The organism is Salinicoccus sp. HZC-1, from assembly GCF_046736035.1.
Classification (GTDB): Bacteria; Bacillota; Bacilli; order Staphylococcales; family Salinicoccaceae; genus Salinicoccus.
The window spans coordinates 2,588,781-2,604,841 of sequence record NZ_CP177130.1; the positions used below are offsets into that span (position 1 = coordinate 2,588,781).

20 protein-coding genes are annotated in these 16,061 nt (G+C 45.1%); 10 read left to right on the forward strand and 10 right to left on the reverse strand.

What is annotated here, in order from left to right; all coding sequences use genetic code 11:
• Position 1: 1 nt before the first annotated feature.
• Together ACKRAT_RS13370 and ACKRAT_RS13375 are read right to left on the reverse strand one after the other, a co-directional pair.
• A complete protein-coding gene (locus tag ACKRAT_RS13370) occupies positions 2-247 on the reverse strand; it encodes a hypothetical protein (protein ID WP_411842871.1) in 246 nt (81 codons plus the stop codon).
• A 235-nt stretch (positions 248-482) separates the two neighbouring features.
• A complete protein-coding gene (locus tag ACKRAT_RS13375) occupies positions 483-1,331 on the reverse strand; it encodes a fumarylacetoacetate hydrolase family protein (RefSeq protein ID WP_411842872.1) in 849 nt (282 codons plus the stop codon).
• Between the two features lie 171 nt (positions 1,332-1,502).
• Between ACKRAT_RS13375 and ACKRAT_RS13380 the strand changes: the two genes are divergently transcribed.
• A complete protein-coding gene (locus ACKRAT_RS13380) occupies positions 1,503-1,706 on the forward strand; it encodes a helix-turn-helix transcriptional regulator (protein WP_411842873.1) in 204 nt (67 codons plus the stop codon).
• Positions 1,707-2,402, forward strand: a complete 696-nt coding sequence (locus tag ACKRAT_RS13385) for a DUF3169 family protein (RefSeq protein WP_411842874.1) — start codon at positions 1,707-1,709, stop codon at positions 2,400-2,402. It begins immediately after the preceding gene.
• Positions 2,403-2,527: 125 nt separating this feature from the next.
• Here ACKRAT_RS13385 and ACKRAT_RS13390 read toward each other — a convergent pair whose 3' ends face one another.
• A complete protein-coding gene (locus ACKRAT_RS13390; protein ID WP_411842875.1) occupies positions 2,528-3,727 on the reverse strand; it encodes an MFS transporter in 1,200 nt (399 codons plus the stop codon).
• A 14-nt stretch (positions 3,728-3,741) separates the two neighbouring features.
• On the reverse strand, positions 3,742-4,149 hold the full coding sequence (locus tag ACKRAT_RS13395; protein ID WP_411842876.1) for a MarR family winged helix-turn-helix transcriptional regulator: 408 nt from the start codon (positions 4,147-4,149) through the stop codon (positions 3,742-3,744).
• 278 nt (positions 4,150-4,427) lie between these two features.
• Here ACKRAT_RS13395 and ACKRAT_RS13400 point away from each other — a divergent pair, with 278 nt between their 5' ends.
• On the forward strand, positions 4,428-5,195 hold the full coding sequence (locus ACKRAT_RS13400; RefSeq protein ID WP_411842877.1) for a class I SAM-dependent methyltransferase: 768 nt from the start codon (positions 4,428-4,430) through the stop codon (positions 5,193-5,195).
• Between the two features lie 66 nt (positions 5,196-5,261).
• Here the strand turns inward: ACKRAT_RS13400 and ACKRAT_RS13405 are convergent, their stop codons facing one another.
• Positions 5,262-6,227: a LacI family DNA-binding transcriptional regulator gene (locus ACKRAT_RS13405; RefSeq protein ID WP_411842878.1), complete on the reverse strand. Its 966-nt coding sequence runs from the start codon at positions 6,225-6,227 to the stop codon at positions 5,262-5,264.
• 112 nt (positions 6,228-6,339) lie between these two features.
• Between ACKRAT_RS13405 and ACKRAT_RS13410 the strand changes: the two genes are divergently transcribed.
• From ACKRAT_RS13410 to ACKRAT_RS13425, 4 genes are all read left to right on the forward strand, one after another.
• Positions 6,340-6,984, forward strand: a complete 645-nt coding sequence (locus ACKRAT_RS13410) for a bifunctional 2-keto-4-hydroxyglutarate aldolase/2-keto-3-deoxy-6-phosphogluconate aldolase (RefSeq protein WP_411842879.1) — start codon at positions 6,340-6,342, stop codon at positions 6,982-6,984.
• Positions 6,981-7,991, forward strand: a complete 1,011-nt coding sequence (locus tag ACKRAT_RS13415; RefSeq protein WP_411842880.1) for a PfkB family carbohydrate kinase — start codon at positions 6,981-6,983, stop codon at positions 7,989-7,991. Before ACKRAT_RS13410 ends, ACKRAT_RS13415 begins: the two co-directional genes overlap by 4 nt.
• Before the next feature lie 110 nt (positions 7,992-8,101).
• Positions 8,102-8,419, forward strand: a complete 318-nt coding sequence (locus ACKRAT_RS13420) for a hypothetical protein (RefSeq protein WP_411842881.1) — start codon at positions 8,102-8,104, stop codon at positions 8,417-8,419.
• Positions 8,419-8,721, forward strand: a complete 303-nt coding sequence (locus tag ACKRAT_RS13425) for a type II toxin-antitoxin system RelE family toxin (protein WP_411842882.1) — start codon at positions 8,419-8,421, stop codon at positions 8,719-8,721. Before ACKRAT_RS13420 ends, ACKRAT_RS13425 begins: the two co-directional genes overlap by 1 nt.
• A 54-nt stretch (positions 8,722-8,775) precedes the next feature.
• Here the strand turns inward: ACKRAT_RS13425 and ACKRAT_RS13430 are convergent, their stop codons facing one another.
• On the reverse strand, positions 8,776-9,618 hold the full coding sequence (locus ACKRAT_RS13430; protein WP_411842883.1) for an SDR family oxidoreductase: 843 nt from the start codon (positions 9,616-9,618) through the stop codon (positions 8,776-8,778).
• A 97-nt stretch (positions 9,619-9,715) separates the two neighbouring features.
• On the opposite strand from ACKRAT_RS13430, the gene ACKRAT_RS13435 reads away from it, so the two are divergent.
• The gene (locus tag ACKRAT_RS13435) at positions 9,716-9,955 is read left to right on the forward strand and encodes a hypothetical protein (RefSeq protein WP_411842884.1); all 240 of its coding nucleotides are present in this window, start codon (positions 9,716-9,718) and stop codon (positions 9,953-9,955) included.
• A 272-nt stretch (positions 9,956-10,227) separates the two neighbouring features.
• On the opposite strand, the gene ACKRAT_RS13440 is transcribed toward ACKRAT_RS13435, so the two are convergent.
• The 4 genes from ACKRAT_RS13440 to ACKRAT_RS13455 form a co-directional block, all read right to left on the reverse strand.
• Positions 10,228-11,427, reverse strand: coding sequence for an MFS transporter (locus tag ACKRAT_RS13440; RefSeq protein ID WP_411842885.1), 1,200 nt, complete (start codon positions 11,425-11,427; stop codon positions 10,228-10,230).
• A 113-nt stretch (positions 11,428-11,540) separates the two neighbouring features.
• Complete coding sequence (locus ACKRAT_RS13445) at positions 11,541-12,326, reverse strand: IclR family transcriptional regulator C-terminal domain-containing protein (protein WP_411842886.1); 786 nt, start codon at positions 12,324-12,326, stop codon at positions 11,541-11,543.
• A gap of 85 nt (positions 12,327-12,411) precedes the next feature.
• The gene (locus ACKRAT_RS13450; RefSeq protein ID WP_411842887.1) at positions 12,412-13,218 is read right to left on the reverse strand and encodes a glycoside hydrolase family 3 C-terminal domain-containing protein; all 807 of its coding nucleotides are present in this window, start codon (positions 13,216-13,218) and stop codon (positions 12,412-12,414) included.
• Between the two features lie 60 nt (positions 13,219-13,278).
• A complete protein-coding gene (locus ACKRAT_RS13455; RefSeq protein ID WP_411842888.1) occupies positions 13,279-14,436 on the reverse strand; it encodes a glycoside hydrolase family 3 protein in 1,158 nt (385 codons plus the stop codon).
• Between the two features lie 160 nt (positions 14,437-14,596).
• Between ACKRAT_RS13455 and ACKRAT_RS13460 the strand changes: the two genes are divergently transcribed.
• Both ACKRAT_RS13460 and ACKRAT_RS13465 read left to right on the forward strand, forming a co-directional pair.
• Entirely contained in the window at positions 14,597-15,037 is a 441-nt protein-coding gene (locus tag ACKRAT_RS13460) for an acyl-CoA thioesterase (RefSeq protein WP_411842889.1), read from the forward strand.
• A complete protein-coding gene (locus ACKRAT_RS13465) occupies positions 15,027-15,887 on the forward strand; it encodes an SDR family NAD(P)-dependent oxidoreductase (protein WP_411842890.1) in 861 nt (286 codons plus the stop codon). The genes ACKRAT_RS13460 and ACKRAT_RS13465 overlap by 11 nt, the downstream gene beginning before the upstream one ends.
• Positions 15,888-16,061: the final 174 nt, after the last annotated feature.

The following is a 16,061-nucleotide window of genomic DNA, read 5'->3' on the forward strand; positions in this document are numbered from 1 at the left end:
ACTATTTATCCTCCTCTCCGTCCAATTCTTCATCTTCTACTTCCCAGTGATACTTGATGACATATGTAATATAGAGCGATAATATTACCGTGACACCCATGATCACCAGCGCCCACAACGGCACACCATAAACTAATACCAGTTCTCCACCTGAAGGAAAATACCAGGGATTCAACAATATGAAGATGACCGCAAAACCAATCCAGATTTTATAATTCCTGATCGGCTCCCGTTTTTCCCGCTGCATTCAACCACCACTCTTTCCTTTTTAAGGCCTGACATTGCATCACGCCTCACATATATTATCGATACAATATCACTTTTAAACAAAATATTCTACATTTTCTGAATATTTTGTTAATGAAACCGTTTTCTATAACAGATGGCACTCATAATCCGGAAAATAAAAATAAGGCGAAGATCAAAATGATCTTCGCCTCATTCAAATAGAGAATCGACAGCACCTTCTGTACCAGACGTATTTATTCTCCTTTCAGTTTCGTTACCAGTCTTCCCAGCCGTTCGATTTCCACCACGACTTCATCTCCCGCTTTAAGCCATGGTTTCTCCCCTTCATAACCCAGTGCCACGCCTTCCGGTGTGCCTGTTAAAATCACATCGCCCGGTTCTAAAGTCATATAATTTGATACATAGCTGATGATCTGCTGACAATTGAATATCATGTCATTCGTGTTCGAATCCTGCCTTCTTTCACCATTTACACTGAGGCTGATCCGAAGTTTATTCGGATCTTCGATTTCATCCTTTGTCACGACATACGGACCAAGCGGGCAGAAACCGTCGAGTGATTTGCCGAGCAGCCACTGGGCGCTTCTCGTCTGGAAAGCCCGCTCTGACAAATCATTTGAGCATGCATAGCCGAACACATAATCCAATGCCTCATCTTCAGATACATACTTCGCTTCTTTGCCGATAATGATCGCGAGTTCCGCTTCATAGTCCACTTGTGTCGCTTCTTTCGGGATGGCTACCTTGTCCCCGTCTGCGGAGAGTGAATTCCTGAATTTGCTGAAAAGAATCGGATGATCCGGTGCGGGCATATTCGATTCATCCGCATGCTTTTGATAATTCAGACCGACACAGATGATCTTTTCCATGCAGTCGATTGCCGGTCCATACTTCAAATTATTCTTATCCAGATAATAATTTGAATTCTCCTCGAGAGCAAAATCAAGAAATTCATTCAACCCTTCATTTCTTTCTATTGCTTCAATCATTGTTGGATATGAACCGGAGATATCCAGTATACCCTTATCTGTAAGAACCCCCGGCTTCAGTACATCATCTTTATAAAAGGTTAAAAGTTTCATTCATTTTCCTCCTTGACATGCATATACAATCTCTTAAATTATATCATAATATTCAGAAATTATAACAAATTACCCGTACTTCTAGATTTTTAATATTAAATCGATATTTTTGACTAATATACTTGTCATTATGAAAATTACATTATACAATTTGGGCATAGAGGTGATGAAATGAGGACGAGAATCAAGGAATTGCGGGCAAGGAAGGGCCTCAATCAGACCGAGCTTGCCAAACGCGCAAAGATATCCAGACAGACAGTCAGCCTGATCGAGCGGGAAGAGTATATCCCTTCCCTTTTAATCGCCAAGCGCATGGCAATGATTTTCGATGAACCGATAGAGAATATTTTCATATTCGATGAGGAGGAGATTTAGATGAGTAAGAAGAAAAATTCATTTCTGTCATTCATCCCCTACTTTGTAGGCGGACTTATAATTGGAATGTTCATACTGAACTTCGAGGCACTCACAGGCCTTGAAACCTTTGTTCCCGCACTGTGCATCACAGGACTCGCTGCTGCTGTAATTACTGCAGCACTCGGTATATCAGGTTTCTTCCAGCTGAGGGGACACGCTTCGAACCGCGATGACACTACGGACGAAGATGCGCTCGACCGGTATATGTACAGAAAATACACCGACATTTCCCTCAATATAAATATCGGACTGGTGCTCAGCATCCTGGTGATGGGAGTTGCCATCATACAGCAGACAGACGCATGGATCTATATCGCAGCCGCAGTCACGATGCTCGCTGCACTGATATTTTTATTCCTGCTGCCGACACTGCTGCCTGTCATGTATCCCGAACGTGATCTTCCCTCATCTACCGATTCAAAATTTGCAGATAAACTGCTTGCAGCATCTGATGAAGGCGAACGCCATGTAATGCTTGAAGGATTGTATAAGACATTCAATACAATGAATGCAACATTATTTATAGGACTGGTACTGCTGATGATGTACTCTATTTCCACAGGGGATAATCAGACATTCGGCATGGTGATTGTCGCGGCCGTCCTCATCATTTCAAATATAAAGTATGTCACTTCAATCAGGGATAAGGCATGAAAATAAGGGACGAGGAATTTTAAAAATTCCCCGTCCTTCTTATGTTTACATCATCCTGTAGTTCTCACTCTACTATATGTAAAAAGGTCTGGGTATGGCTTCAAAGCCATATCCAGACCTTTATTTTATTTCTCAAAATCATATGCTTTTCTCTCTTTGCTTTCATGTCTGCCGTATACAAAGTAGAAAATTATCATTGCAATCAGTATGGAGAACACCAGTGCCTGATACAATCCGCCGTAGCCGAGTGGCGGCACCAGGAATCCGAGGATGAACGGTCCGAATCCCAAGCCTATTTCCAGCATGATGAAATACGTGGATGTTGCAAGGCCGACGTTATCCCTGCCTGCCACGTTGACGCATACTGTCTGGGCAATCGACTGGAAGTTACCGAATCCCAACCCTATGAGCCCGCCTGCCAGAAGCATCAGGAAGCCTGTAGTCGAATTGCCGAGAATATAGAATCCGATCGCCATGAAAATGAATGTTGGATAAAGGACGATGTTCGCACCCTTCTGATCCAGTATTTTTCCGGTGAATGGACGGGTCAGCATCACAACTGCCGAATACACCAGGAAGAAAAAGCTGGCTGCCGTCACTAAATCGACCTCGATGGCATACATGTTCAGAAATGAGAGGATTGCTGCATAGGCGAGCCCCATGAACAGGACCGAGAATCCCATCGGCAAAGCATCTTTATCTATCATTTTAAACTTGCCCACTTCAGGTTTATAATTTCTTGAAACGTTATTTATATGCACAGCCGGAGTCAGGAGTGCCACGATGAATACTGCGATGAGCACTAAAATCAGCAATGTATTGAAACTCATGAATTCAAGAAGGATGAACCCTAAAAAAGGTCCTACTGCGGAGCCGAGCACGAAACTCAGACTGAAGTAGCTGATTCCTTCGCCTCTTCTGTTTTCAGGCACTGAAATCGTAGCCAGTGTGTTTAACGCCGTACTGATCAGACCGGTGGAAAAACCATTAAGAAAACGCGCAATAATCAGCAGTGTCAAACCGCCTTCTATAAAATATAACGCATAAGTCAGGAAGAATAGAATCGTTCCGATATACATGATCTTACGGGCACCCAGGCGGTTCACCTGATACCCGGATACTGCCCTGCCGGCAAGCACGCCCACTATGAAGATACTCGCTACAAGCCCTGCAGTACTTGCACTGGCATTAAAATTCTCAATCGCAAAATTTCCTATTGTTACTATCGATACATACATCGAAAACATCACTATAAAATGATAAAGGAATATGATGATGAACTCTTTCGTCCATATTCTATCAGTTAAATGTTCACTTTTTGACACTTTCAGAACCCTTTCTATATTTTCATTTTTTCCAGCGCAGCAATCATCTCTTCAAGCTGTTCTTGATCGATGTCCTGTAAAATATCATGCTGCATTTCGTGCATCTTTCCGCCTACTTCGTTATAAAGCAGTTCACCATCAGCCGTCATCGTCAGATGCTTCACCCGGCGGTCTGCACCCGGTTCCGATTGAATCAGTCCGAGATCCAGCAGATGCCTGACCACCTTATTTGCCGTCGATTTTTCAATTTGCCGGCGGCGGCTCACATCCACTAAAGTCGTTGTGCCATGTTTCGCAATATCTTTTAAAATCAGCCATTGGGAACTGTAAAGATTATAAGTCGTCAAAATACTGTTCGCCCTGTTGATATAAGGCCGGTATAACGCTATATAGGCATCAAAGAATTCCTGTTCAATCCGCATAAATACACCTCATTTGTTAGTTAGACTAACTAATTATATAGGATGGTACTAACCCAGTCAATGTCTGGGAACGGTTACTGTTGAAATAAATGAAAAAACATACGAAAACTTTATTTTTATAGTAGACATTTTTATCATATATAACTTTTGGTTATGTATTTACATAATATTAATAAATTTTAATTATGTATAAGCTTGTGGTAAAGTTGAATTTATGAAACGATATTTTTAAATATTCAGTTAAAAGTAATCCTGATCAGGAAAGGGATGGGAAATGGATGGATGTTAAACAGGATGTTAAAAACCAATTCGGCCGCAGCGCTGATTTTTATGTGAGCAGTGATATACACCGCAATGGCGGAGATTTGAATACATTGGTAAAGATGGCACGTGCAGAGGGCACAGAAAACGTGCTCGATGTCGCAACAGGCGGCGGACATACGGCAAATGCCTTATCCCCTCTCGTTCGCGAGGTCACGGCTATGGATCTGACGCCGAAGATGCTGGCATCCGCTGAGCAGTTTATCAGGGGAAATGGATATTCCAATGTCTCGTTTGTTGAAGGAGATGCCGAGAAGATGCCTTTTGACGACGCATCATTTGATATTGTCACCTGCCGGATTGCGCCGCATCATTTCCCCAATATCGAAGAGTTTATAAAAGAAGTCTATCGCGTTCTGAAAACGGGCGGGCGCTTCCTGCTGGATGATAACGTTGCGCCTGAAGCGGATGCATTCGACCATTTTTATAATAAAATCGAAAAAATACGGGACTACAGCCATTACCGGGCCTGGAAGAAGACAGAATGGCTGCGCATGCTGGAGCTTGAAGGGTTTGAAATCCAGGAATTATACCGTTTCGAAAAGCATTTTGAATTTGAGGACTGGTGCAATCGAATGCATCTGTCAGCTGAAGAGAAAACAACGCTGACCGGGTTAATGCTTGAAGCTGACGAAAAAGTAAAACAGAAATTCCGCGTCCAGTCCGACAGCGGTAAAATTCAATCATTCCAGGGAGAGGCCGTATTATTAAGCTGCATTAAATGATGACGCCGGCCATAGGATAAAATAAAGGGAAACCCGGGCAGGAGGGTTTCCCGATTTCAATTTCAATCATCTTTCTATGATTCTTCCTTTATAGCTATTCACCATTTCCGTATCCGCTGTGTCCCCATCGATCCGTTTCATCAGCGTCCGGTAGGCGTTTTGTGCAATTTCCTCGACAGGCTGTGCAATCGTGGAAATTTGCGGCCGGTAGACATCAGCAAGCGGGACATCGTCTATGGCTATGAGATGGTTTTTCCCAAGATCCAGGTTTTCTTCATTCGCAAACTTTAAAAATGCCATCAATGCGAAGTCATTGGCTAGTATGATGCCGTTCGATTCTCCATCAGTGAATTCGGCTTCTATATGGTCATAGAGCCTGTCATTCTCACCTGTGATGATCTTCTGTCCGGGCTCCAGTTTTTTAAACTGTTCCATGCGTTCGACCCTTGGTGTAATGTCCATCTCATCCGAAGTACCGATGTAGCAGTAATTCTCCATCCCTTTATCCTTCAGATACTCATACGCCGTTTCCACTGCATGATGGTTATCCAGCTTGAACGATGGGATATCCACCTGCTTCATAAACCTGTCCACAAATACCACCGGAAAATTCTGATTGGCGAGTTTTTTATACAATTCGTCATTGGCGGTTGTCGGCATGATGAGGATGCCGTCGACCTGCTTTTCCATCAGACCGTTTATGTACTTCTCCTCTTTTTGAGGATCATCGTCTGCGTTGCATATGATCAGGTTATAGTTGTTTTCATCACAGTAATCTTCAATTTTTCTGGTGAGGGAGACGGCAAAATGATGCAGGATATTCGAAACGATGATGCCCACTGTTTTTGTGGATCTGTTCTTTAGATTTCTGGCCATGAAGTTCGGCCGGTATCCAAGTTCCACCACAGCTTCTTTTATCCTGTTTTTCGTGTCTTCCCCCATATAGTTATACCGACCGTTCAAGTACTGCGAAACGGTGCTTATAGAGACGCCTGAGTGCTCTGCTACGTCTTTGATTGTTATTCTCTTCATGTTATAATACTCCTAAGTACTAAAACGTTTTAGTAAACCGCTTTATTATTATATCCAATCTATATGGAAACTGGCATCCAGTCAAGATATCATTTATTGAGGAGCGTATATTATGAAGAAATTCAACACTTTGAATAAGATCCGTGAAAACTATCTGATCGCCGTTGTCCGCGGCAAAGGATTCGATGATACGGTAAAAATGATCGAGAGCATTGTGGAAGGCGGCATCAGGAATATCGAGATCACCTACACTACACCCAAAGCGAGTGAGTTGATCGAACATTTCTCGGACCGTGCGGATATTTGTGTGGGCGCCGGTACAGTAATGTCCAGTGAAACGGCGGATGAAGCGATCCGGCGCGGTGCAGAGTACATTGTCAGTCCGCATTTCGACGCGTCGGTTTCCGAGCTGTGCAACTTGAACCAGGTACCTTACCTGCCGGGCTGCGCGACCGCAACTGAAATCGTCACTGCACTGAAGTCGGGTGTTGATGTAATCAAAGTGTTCCCCGGCGGCGTACTCGGTGCATCCTTCATCAAAGACATCAAAGGGCCGATTCCCCATGCGAACCTCATGCCTTCCGGCGGCGTCAATAAAGACAACATGGGCGAATGGATCAGGAACGGTGCCTTTGCGATCGGTATCGGCAGCGCCCTTGCCAAGGGTTACAACGGTTCCAATCCTGAAGTGGTCAAAGCGAATACGGAAAGCTTTGTTTCCGCCTATGAAGAAGCAGTGAAAGGAGAACAAGAATGAGATTTATAACTTTCGGGGAAATCATGATGCGGCTCAGTACCGAATCTTCCTCCACTTTCAAAACAGCAAACCAGTTCAACATCAATATCGGCGGAAGCGAGATGAATGTCTCAATGAGCCTTGCCGCTTCCGGCGTCGACGTTGCGATGATGACCGCACTGCCGGATAACGGATTCGGCCAGCGGACAGTATCCCTGCTTAAAAGCAATGATATCGAGACGAAACATATCAACCTGACGGGCCGCAGGATGGGCACATATTTCCTGGAGCAGGGATTCAACGTCCGCTCCTCCTCCGTCATCTATGACCGCAAGTACTCCAGTTTCGAACAATCGACAAGAGCGGATTATGACTTCGAAACTGCTTTTGCCGACTATGACTGGTTCCATTTCAGCGGCATCACGCCCGCTCTCAATTCCGAACTGCAGGATGTGCTGCTCGATGCGTTGAAAGCGGCGAAAGCGCGCGGCATGAAAATCAGTGCGGACCTGAACTTCAGAGGCAATCTCTGGAGCTTTGAAGAAGCGAGGAATACGATGACGGAATTCGTCAAATACTGCGACGTCATCTTCGGATATGAACCGCTCGAACTGATTGAAGACGGCAAGGATATCAAAGACGGGCTCGAGCGCAATCCGGACATCGATACTTTAAAACCGGTGCTTGCTAAGATCCATAAGGAATACGGTGTATCCCACATCGCATTCACCCAGCGTACTGTCGTCCATTCCAATAAAAATATCATTAAAGGTTTGATCTCGACTAAGGATGGAATCCATGAAACGGATGCATACGAAGTGGATATTCTAGACCGCATCGGTACCGGAGATGCATACACGGCAGGTGTCATTTACGGTCTGATGGATAACCAGCTGAGTTATGAAGAGACGCTGAGCAACGCGCTCGGCAACATGCTTTACAAGCATACAATCAGCGGGGACTTCCTCACTGAAGATATTGCTTCAATGGGCAGTGTGCTCGATGCGACAAGAGAAGTGAAGAGATGATTTTTGACCGGGGCCGGAACAATCCGCCCCGGTTTTTCTATGTCCTTAAAAAGTTTTTTAAAAGACTCTTATCATGTTATAATATAGTTGAATAAATGAAGGGAATGATGATGATGAAAACAATAGACGTGCCTATTAAATCCATTTCTGATGTAAAACGCTCTCCGATGAACATTTTTAAAGAGGCAGATGAAAAGCAGAACGGTGTCTATATATTCAATCGCGACAGCATAGCAGGTGTCATGCTCACTCAAAAGCAGTACGAGGACATGTCCAATGAAATTGAACTGTTATACGATAAGATAGATGAACTCGTTGCTTTGCAAAGGATTAATGATGATACGCCTCAGACATACAGTGATTACGAGGTGCGTGGCGAGGCAGCGAACGCTCCGGTTATAATTGATGAAAATGACGGTTGGGAATAATGTTTGATGTCGTATATAACAGTGGCTCGAGGAAAGAATATCAGTCGTTGGATGGCAGTCAAAAGATAATAATAGATAAAGGCATCAATCGAATCAAAGCCAGGGGCACCCAGGCTGGTGAACAGCTTCAAGGCGAGTTAAAGAAATGTTATAAATTTAAGAACCGTAGAGCGGGATTGCGAATGGTATTCCGTCAGCTGGAGGATAGAATCGAAGTGATTCAGATTGTTGCCACTGGCAAAAGAGACAAATCAGAAGTGTATAAAAATGCCATTAGAAGACTGGATAAAAAGTCCCATTAATATAATCAAAACGCCCTCTCCAAAGGATGACTTTGAAGAGAGCGTCTGGTTTTTCTATACTCCGGAATAAGCAGAGAATCCGCCATCTACGGGAATGGTGATGCCCGTGACGAATCCGGAAGCTTTTTCATCCGCCAGATAAAGCAGTGTGCCGAGGAGTTCTTCCGGCTCACCGAAACGGCCCATTGGTGTGGCATTGATGATTTTATGGCTTCTGTCCGTCAGATTGCCGTCACCATCAAACAGGAGATCTTTATTCTGCTTGGTGGCCAGGAATCCCGGTGCAATGCCATTGACTCTTACCCCTGTTTTGGACAGGTATACACTCAGCCACTGGGTGAAGTTCGTCACCGACGACTTCGCTCCGCTGTATGCCGGGATTTTTGTCAGCGGTGTATAAGCATTCATGGAAGAGATGTTGATTACTGTCGCATGTTCTTTAGGCGCCATGTCAGCCCCGAAAATCTGGGAAGGGATCAAAGTGCCCAGGAAGTTCAGTTTGAACACAAAATCGATGCCGTCTGTGTCGAGTGCGAAAAAGTTTTTAACGTTCGGATCGTCGAGTGTGTCGAGGTCGAGATACTCGTCGTCCGTCGATGCGGACGGGCTGTTGCCGCCTGCCCCGTTGACCAGGATATCGCAGGTGCCGAACTTTTCATTGATTTCCGCCCTGGCCGCTTCCACTGAAGTCTTATCCGTCACATCACAGCTCAGCCCGATGGCTTCCCCCCCGTCATTGTTGATCTCCTCTGCGACGATTTCGCAGTTTTCCAAAGTCCGGCCCAAAATGGCCACTTTCGCCCCGGCGCTGGCAAGCGCCTTACAGAAATGAGAGCCTAATACGCCACCGCCGCCTGTGACGACTGCTGTTTTTCCTGAAAGATTTTTATTATTCATATCGTTTCCTCCTAATAAATTCTATACAAATTGCTGATTGTACAATACTTTGATAAAATCAGTTTAATACATAAACTAAGATGAGGACGGGAATTATATGCTTACTGGTGATGCGAATTATATCAAAACCATGAACCGAAGACTTGTACTTGAGGACATTATCCGCAACAAGTCCATTTCCAGAATCAGTATCTCCCTCAGCAAAGCGACCGTGTCTACCCAGGCCACCGAACTGGGGAATACTTTCAAAGTACCCGTTTACACCGACAATAAAGCCAACATGGCAGTCCGTACCGAGCAGGCGTCTACGAATATCAGTCCAATCTCTACTGCGTAACATTATCCGGCAGTATCTGTCCCGTATGCTGCCCAACAATGAAGTGTTCTACGGCTTCACCGGCTAAGCAGGTGTAGCCGGCCATATGATCATCAGGCAGAACGGCACCCCTGCAGATGCGGGAAGCACGGATGTTTTGAACGGTATGTCTCCAATGATGTGCTGAAATAGCTCTGGCTGAAAAATGATACCCCTTGTATGATTATTCCGCTTATGAGTCTCTGAAAAAGAATGCGAAGGCAGAGCAGTGCCCTTCACTGCCCTCCCTCTTTTTAATTTACCGCCGCTCTCCTGCGTTTCATCCTGATCGCAATCGATATAAGTACGAAACACAGTCCGATGAACACGACATTCATGACCACTACCCCATTCCAGCCGAAATCCGCCCAGAATACGCCGGCTGCCGTACCGCCGATGCTGGACCCGATGTAGTAGAAGAAAAGATACAGTGAGGATGCCTGGGCTTTATTCACGACCGCATTCTCCCCCACCATGCCGCTGACGACTGAATGCGAGGCGAAGAACCCGTATGTGAACAGGCAAAGTCCCAAAATAATCACCAGCAGGTTGGGTACGAACAGCAGGAGCACACCGGATAATGTAATACTCAATGCGACGTATGTGAATTTTATCTTTCCGAACCGCTCAACCAGCCTGCCTGTAATCATTGAACTGAATATCCCGATGATGAAAATCAGGAATATCCAGCTGACGAGGGACTGGCTGAGTGAATAGGGTGCGTTCAGAAATACGAATGTGACATAGCTGTATATTGACAGGTTCGCACCGAGCAATAAAAACCCTATGAAGAAAAAGCATACCAGTACCGGGTTTTTCATATGATGCAGCAGTGATTTTGTCAGCTGCATGAAATTGAAGTTCCGGGCCTCGAAGTTTCTCGGCGGTCTCAGACTGAGCCAGAATATGAATGACGCAATGATGCTGATGATTCCGACACCGAGCATTGCACCGTTCCATCCGATATAATCCGCAGCCACGCCTGAGAATACACGGCCGAATACCGCACCGAGTGCGTTTCCGCTGATATATAATCCCATGGCGCCGGCCAGGCTTCTCGGATGTATCTCTTCGCTGATATAGGCCATCGCAATCGACGGCACCCCGGCAAGCGCCACACCCTGCAGTGCACGCAGGGCAATCAGAATATAGAAATTCGGACTGAGTGCCGTCAGGATGCACAGCAGTGAAGCTGCGAGCATGGAGATCACCATGATGTTCTTGCGGCCCAGTGATTCTGATATTGAACCGAAGAACAGCATACTGACGGCAAGGACCAATGTGGTAATGGTCATCGACAGACTTGAAAGTGTCGCACTGACGTCAAAAACTTCGGTGAATATCGGCATGAGGGGCTGAGCCGTATAAAGAATCGCGAATGTATTGAACCCAGCCGCGAAAAAGGCAAATGTTGTTTTCCTGAACTGCGGTGTCCCCTGTTCTATGTACTCCATATCACTCGACTCCAAATTTTGATTTAATACGATTCTACCACTATTCGCCCCGATGTTCCTAAACTATTGATCAACAAATAAAACCCTTCAGATGAAGGGCTTTTCAGTATTCTTTAGAATGGCAATTCAATTTCCGTATTTCTGCTGATCTGCTCTGCTGTTTCGAGAAGCGGTCCCAAGTAACGCTCTTCCATCTCTTCCCGTGTCATCTGGGACGAGTTTGCCGAACAATTGATTGCAGCAATTACATCGCCTCTCATATTACGGATCGGTGCCGCCACGGACATCAACCCCACTTCCAGCTGATTCTCACTGACTGCCCAGCCTTTTTTGCGAATTTCTTCAAATTCCTTACGCAGTTCCGCTTCTTCATACGTCGTATGCTCCGTCAGCGCTTTTAAATCCGCCGTTGCGAAATACTCATCCAGCGCTTCCTCGCTCTTTTGGGCAAGCAGCAATTTTCCCATCGATGTGGCATATGCAGGCAGATGTGTTCCGATGTTCAGAGATATCTTCATAATCTTGTTTGCAGGCACACGACCGATGTAAATTATCTCCTCGCCTACAAGCTTCGCCAGTGAACTCGATTCGTTCGTCACTTTGGAAAGCTCGCGCAGCAGTGTCGTCGTAATTTCCCAGCTGTCTCTCGCAGTCATATACGAATATCCCAAAGACAGTACTTTCGGTGTTAAATAAAACCGGTTGTCCAGCATCTGTGCATAACCGAGATTGACCAGTGTAATCAATACACGGCGGGCGGTCGGCCGGGAAATGCCGACGAGATTGGATGCTGTGGAAATCGTTAAATAGTCCGTACCGTCGAACGCTTCAATTACTTTCAGACCTTTTTCCAGTGTCTGAAGATGATCTTCAGAATTTTTAATATCATCATTTGTCATATTATATCCCTCATATTTGTACGATTAATATATCATTGTACTAATAGTATAACATTTTCAGATATTGATTTCTTCAAGAGTTTAATTAATAGGACTTGCCGTAACCGAAGCCATATTCATTGCCATGCTGATCACGGTATACGTAGCCTTTCTCCTGTGCATGACCTGGAATGTCACCCGGGCTCTTGGACAGGACTTCCTGGCTGGATGGCAGTGTGAACGGCAGTTTTCCTGATGGATTGTGCCTGCCCTGCAGCACATCGATGAGCGCTTCATGCTTGATACCGAAGGTAGCCAGCAGTGCTGCTGCGTCCGGCTCAATCTCATTGATCAGCCATGGGTTTGTCATGTTTACGGAAAGAATCGTCGGCACTTTCCTTTCGATCATTTTAATCCTGTCTGTATCGATGCCGGTTGCGGCATCCAAAGCGACCGATAACGGTGCATCCGGACGGTCCGGCACCGGCAGCGGAGATATGAACAGCAATGCATGGGTCGATTCATCCAGATCGTCCGTCACGGTGATCGCCGGATCATAGTCTCGGATGATATCCTTCACTTCGGCCGTACTGGTTTCCGCGTCCGTCTTCTGCATCACTTCTATATATAACCGGGTGCTTTCAAGCGATTCGTCTTTCAAAGGCAGGACATCCCCATCATTGCGCAGCAGGACAATGGACTTGCGGTGTGCCGCATCCGCTTTCTCCTGGGACGTCGCGTCTTTAGTGATCGCTTTTGCACGTTCTTCTTCTACATACGGGTTTTCAAACAATCCCAATTCCATCATTTCTGTAAGCAGATATTTCACTGATTCATCGAGGCGCTCTTCGCTCACGTAACCTTCTTCGACTGTCCGGATCAGCGTGGATGGAGACGCTTCGTCAGAGAACATATTCACACCCGTCTCCAGAGCCTTCGCGTATCTCTCTTCGGGCGTCAGATCTTCGACACCTCACGGCATCATATTAATGATGCCTGTATCGGAGTTAATATACCCTGTAAAGCCAAGCTCTTTGCGTAAAATATCTTGTATGATGACTTTGTTATAGGCAAATCCGATCTCTTCGAACGGACTCCCGTCTTTCAGCTGCATTGCACTGTGGGCATTACTCGGATAGGAATAATACGGCATCATTGATGTGGTCCCTGCCTCGATCGCTGCTTTAAAAGGCAGGATGTGATAGTCGTACAGACTGCCCGGCGTCGGATATGGATTGAAACTTCCCCAAGGATAATGCGGATCGTGTCCGCCATGCCTTGCTCCGCCGCCCGGAAAATGTTTGGTAGTAATGGAGACGCTGCCCTGCCCCAGTTTTTCACCCTGGAAGCCTTCAACAATCGCCCTGATCATTTTGGCAGCGAGTTCCGGGTCTTCACCGAATGTTCCGTTATAGCGCATCCACAGAGGATCTGTAGCGATATCCGCCATGTAGCCGTATAATTTATGGATTCCGGCAGAACGCCATTCTCTGGCAGCAATCTCACCGAATTCCTTTACCAGCGCCTCATCAAAAGTGGCGGCCATTCCGAGTTCGCCCGGCCACAGTGAAAACTCACCCGAAGCTTCCATTAAACCATGATACAGGTAGCCGATATGATTTCTTGGATTCGAAACCATTACACTGGGAATCCCAAGTCTCGTACTTTCTGCCACTTCCTGGAGTTTATTCGTCCATTCAGCAAGATCTTCCGATTTTGGGTTATCACGGATGATGAAATAGCGTAAATTCAAATCCATTATGCCTTTTGTTGCACCCGCGGTATAGAGCAGTGGCCTGGGCAGTTCATAATTTTCATCGCCGGGCTCGGAAAAAGGATGATGCTTCAGAACAATATCAGTTTCATTCAACAGTCCGCTTTCATCCGTCTTTTTGGCTTTGATGCCACCCGGCATTTTTTCGGAATGCGGCATATATTGGGACGATACCGTCATTAAGCCGGCCTTCTCTTCCAATGTCATTCTGGATATCAGATCCTGAACACGTTCTTCAACGGGCAGCTCCCAGTTTTCATATGTATCAACAATTCCATTGCCGTTTAAATCCCTGAATTCCTTGCCGTCTTTTGTAATGATGTCTTTTATCCGTGATTCAACTTTAGCGTTTACCATATACACACCTCTGAATTTTTTCATTAATACTTTAATAATATCATCTTTCCTGTCAGAATATTCAAATCAGGCTTCCGTTTTAATGAAGTATCTCGTTCGTGGGAAAAACAGTGAAATGGTATAATGAAAAATATATATTTAGAAATGAGAGGTAGAAATAATGGAAAAAGGCTACGTTGCAGAAAAAGAGATACAGGTCATGTATGCAGATACCGATATGATGGGGGTCATTTATCACGGTAATTATCTCAAATGGCTGGAAGTCGGCCGCATGCAGCTGATTGAAGACATCGGCTACGACTATATTGCCATGGAACGTTCTGGATATTACGCACCGGTCTATAACGTCGATATCACTTATAAAAAATCACTTAAATACGGCGACCGCGCTTTCATAAGGACATGGGTGGCCAGAAATACCGGCATGAGGACCGATTATGGATTTGAAATCGTCAATGGGGACGGAGATGTATGCACATTGGGCACAACAACACATATCGTCGTGAAGAAAGTGAATGGCGAATTCCGGCCGGTGGCGTTCAAGAAAGTATTTCCGGAATGGTTCCAGAAATATGAGCAGATCAAAGTGGATGAAAAATAATATGGGGTATAAAACACTCGCAATCACCGGGGCCACTTCCGGAATCGGAAAAGCCACAGTCGAGGCGCTGGCAAATGATTTCGATGAAATCATTCTGCTTGCAAGAAATGTCGTGAAAGCCGAAATCCTGAAAAAGGATTTGAAAAAATCAAATCTCATGCTGAAAGTAAAAGTCATCGAATGCAATCTAGCGAGTCTTGCCAGTGTCGAGAAGGCCGCACTGTACATCCAGGAAAATTATGATGAAATCGACTGCCTGATCAATAATGCTGGTGTCGTTTCATTATCAAAACAGGAAACGACAGACGGCTATGAACTTATGATGGGCACAAACTATCTGGGTCATTATCTGCTGACCCATTATCTGATGCCTGTATTAATGCACAGCAAAGAACCGCAGATCGTGATTGTTTCTTCCAATGCCTATCAATTCACAACACTCAAATCAAATTATTTTAAAGGTAAAGGCAACACAATGAATCTGTATGGCCGGTCAAAACTGGCGACATTATACTTCATGCAGGAACTTCATGAACAGTTCAGCGGCCAGGGACTCAGCGTCACCGCAGTCCATCCCGGGGCAGTTTCCACAAACCTTGGCAAGACGAAGCAGAACGAAAAATTCGGCAACCTCGTCTACGGTATTTTTAAACCCTTTTTCCTTACACCCGAAGAAGGGGCTGAATCGACCGTGATGGCAGTCAGGAATAAAGAAAAGTATGACGGTATGTATATGCATGCCGGCAAAGAGATTATTCCGAAAGTGCATGGCCGGAGCTACTACGCCAGAAAAAGGTTAATCGGCGATACCATCTACGAATTATACCTTGATGGATTCATGGAACGATAAAAACATAATTGATTTTAAAAATTCCCTGATTAGATTATTCAAGATATCTAATCAGGGAATTTCTATTTACGTTTCAATTTGTTGTATATATCTTTACGATGATTAACATCAATGACTAAAACAATTATTTCAGCATCATTTATTTCCGCTACAGTAAATTTTATTTCATTTATG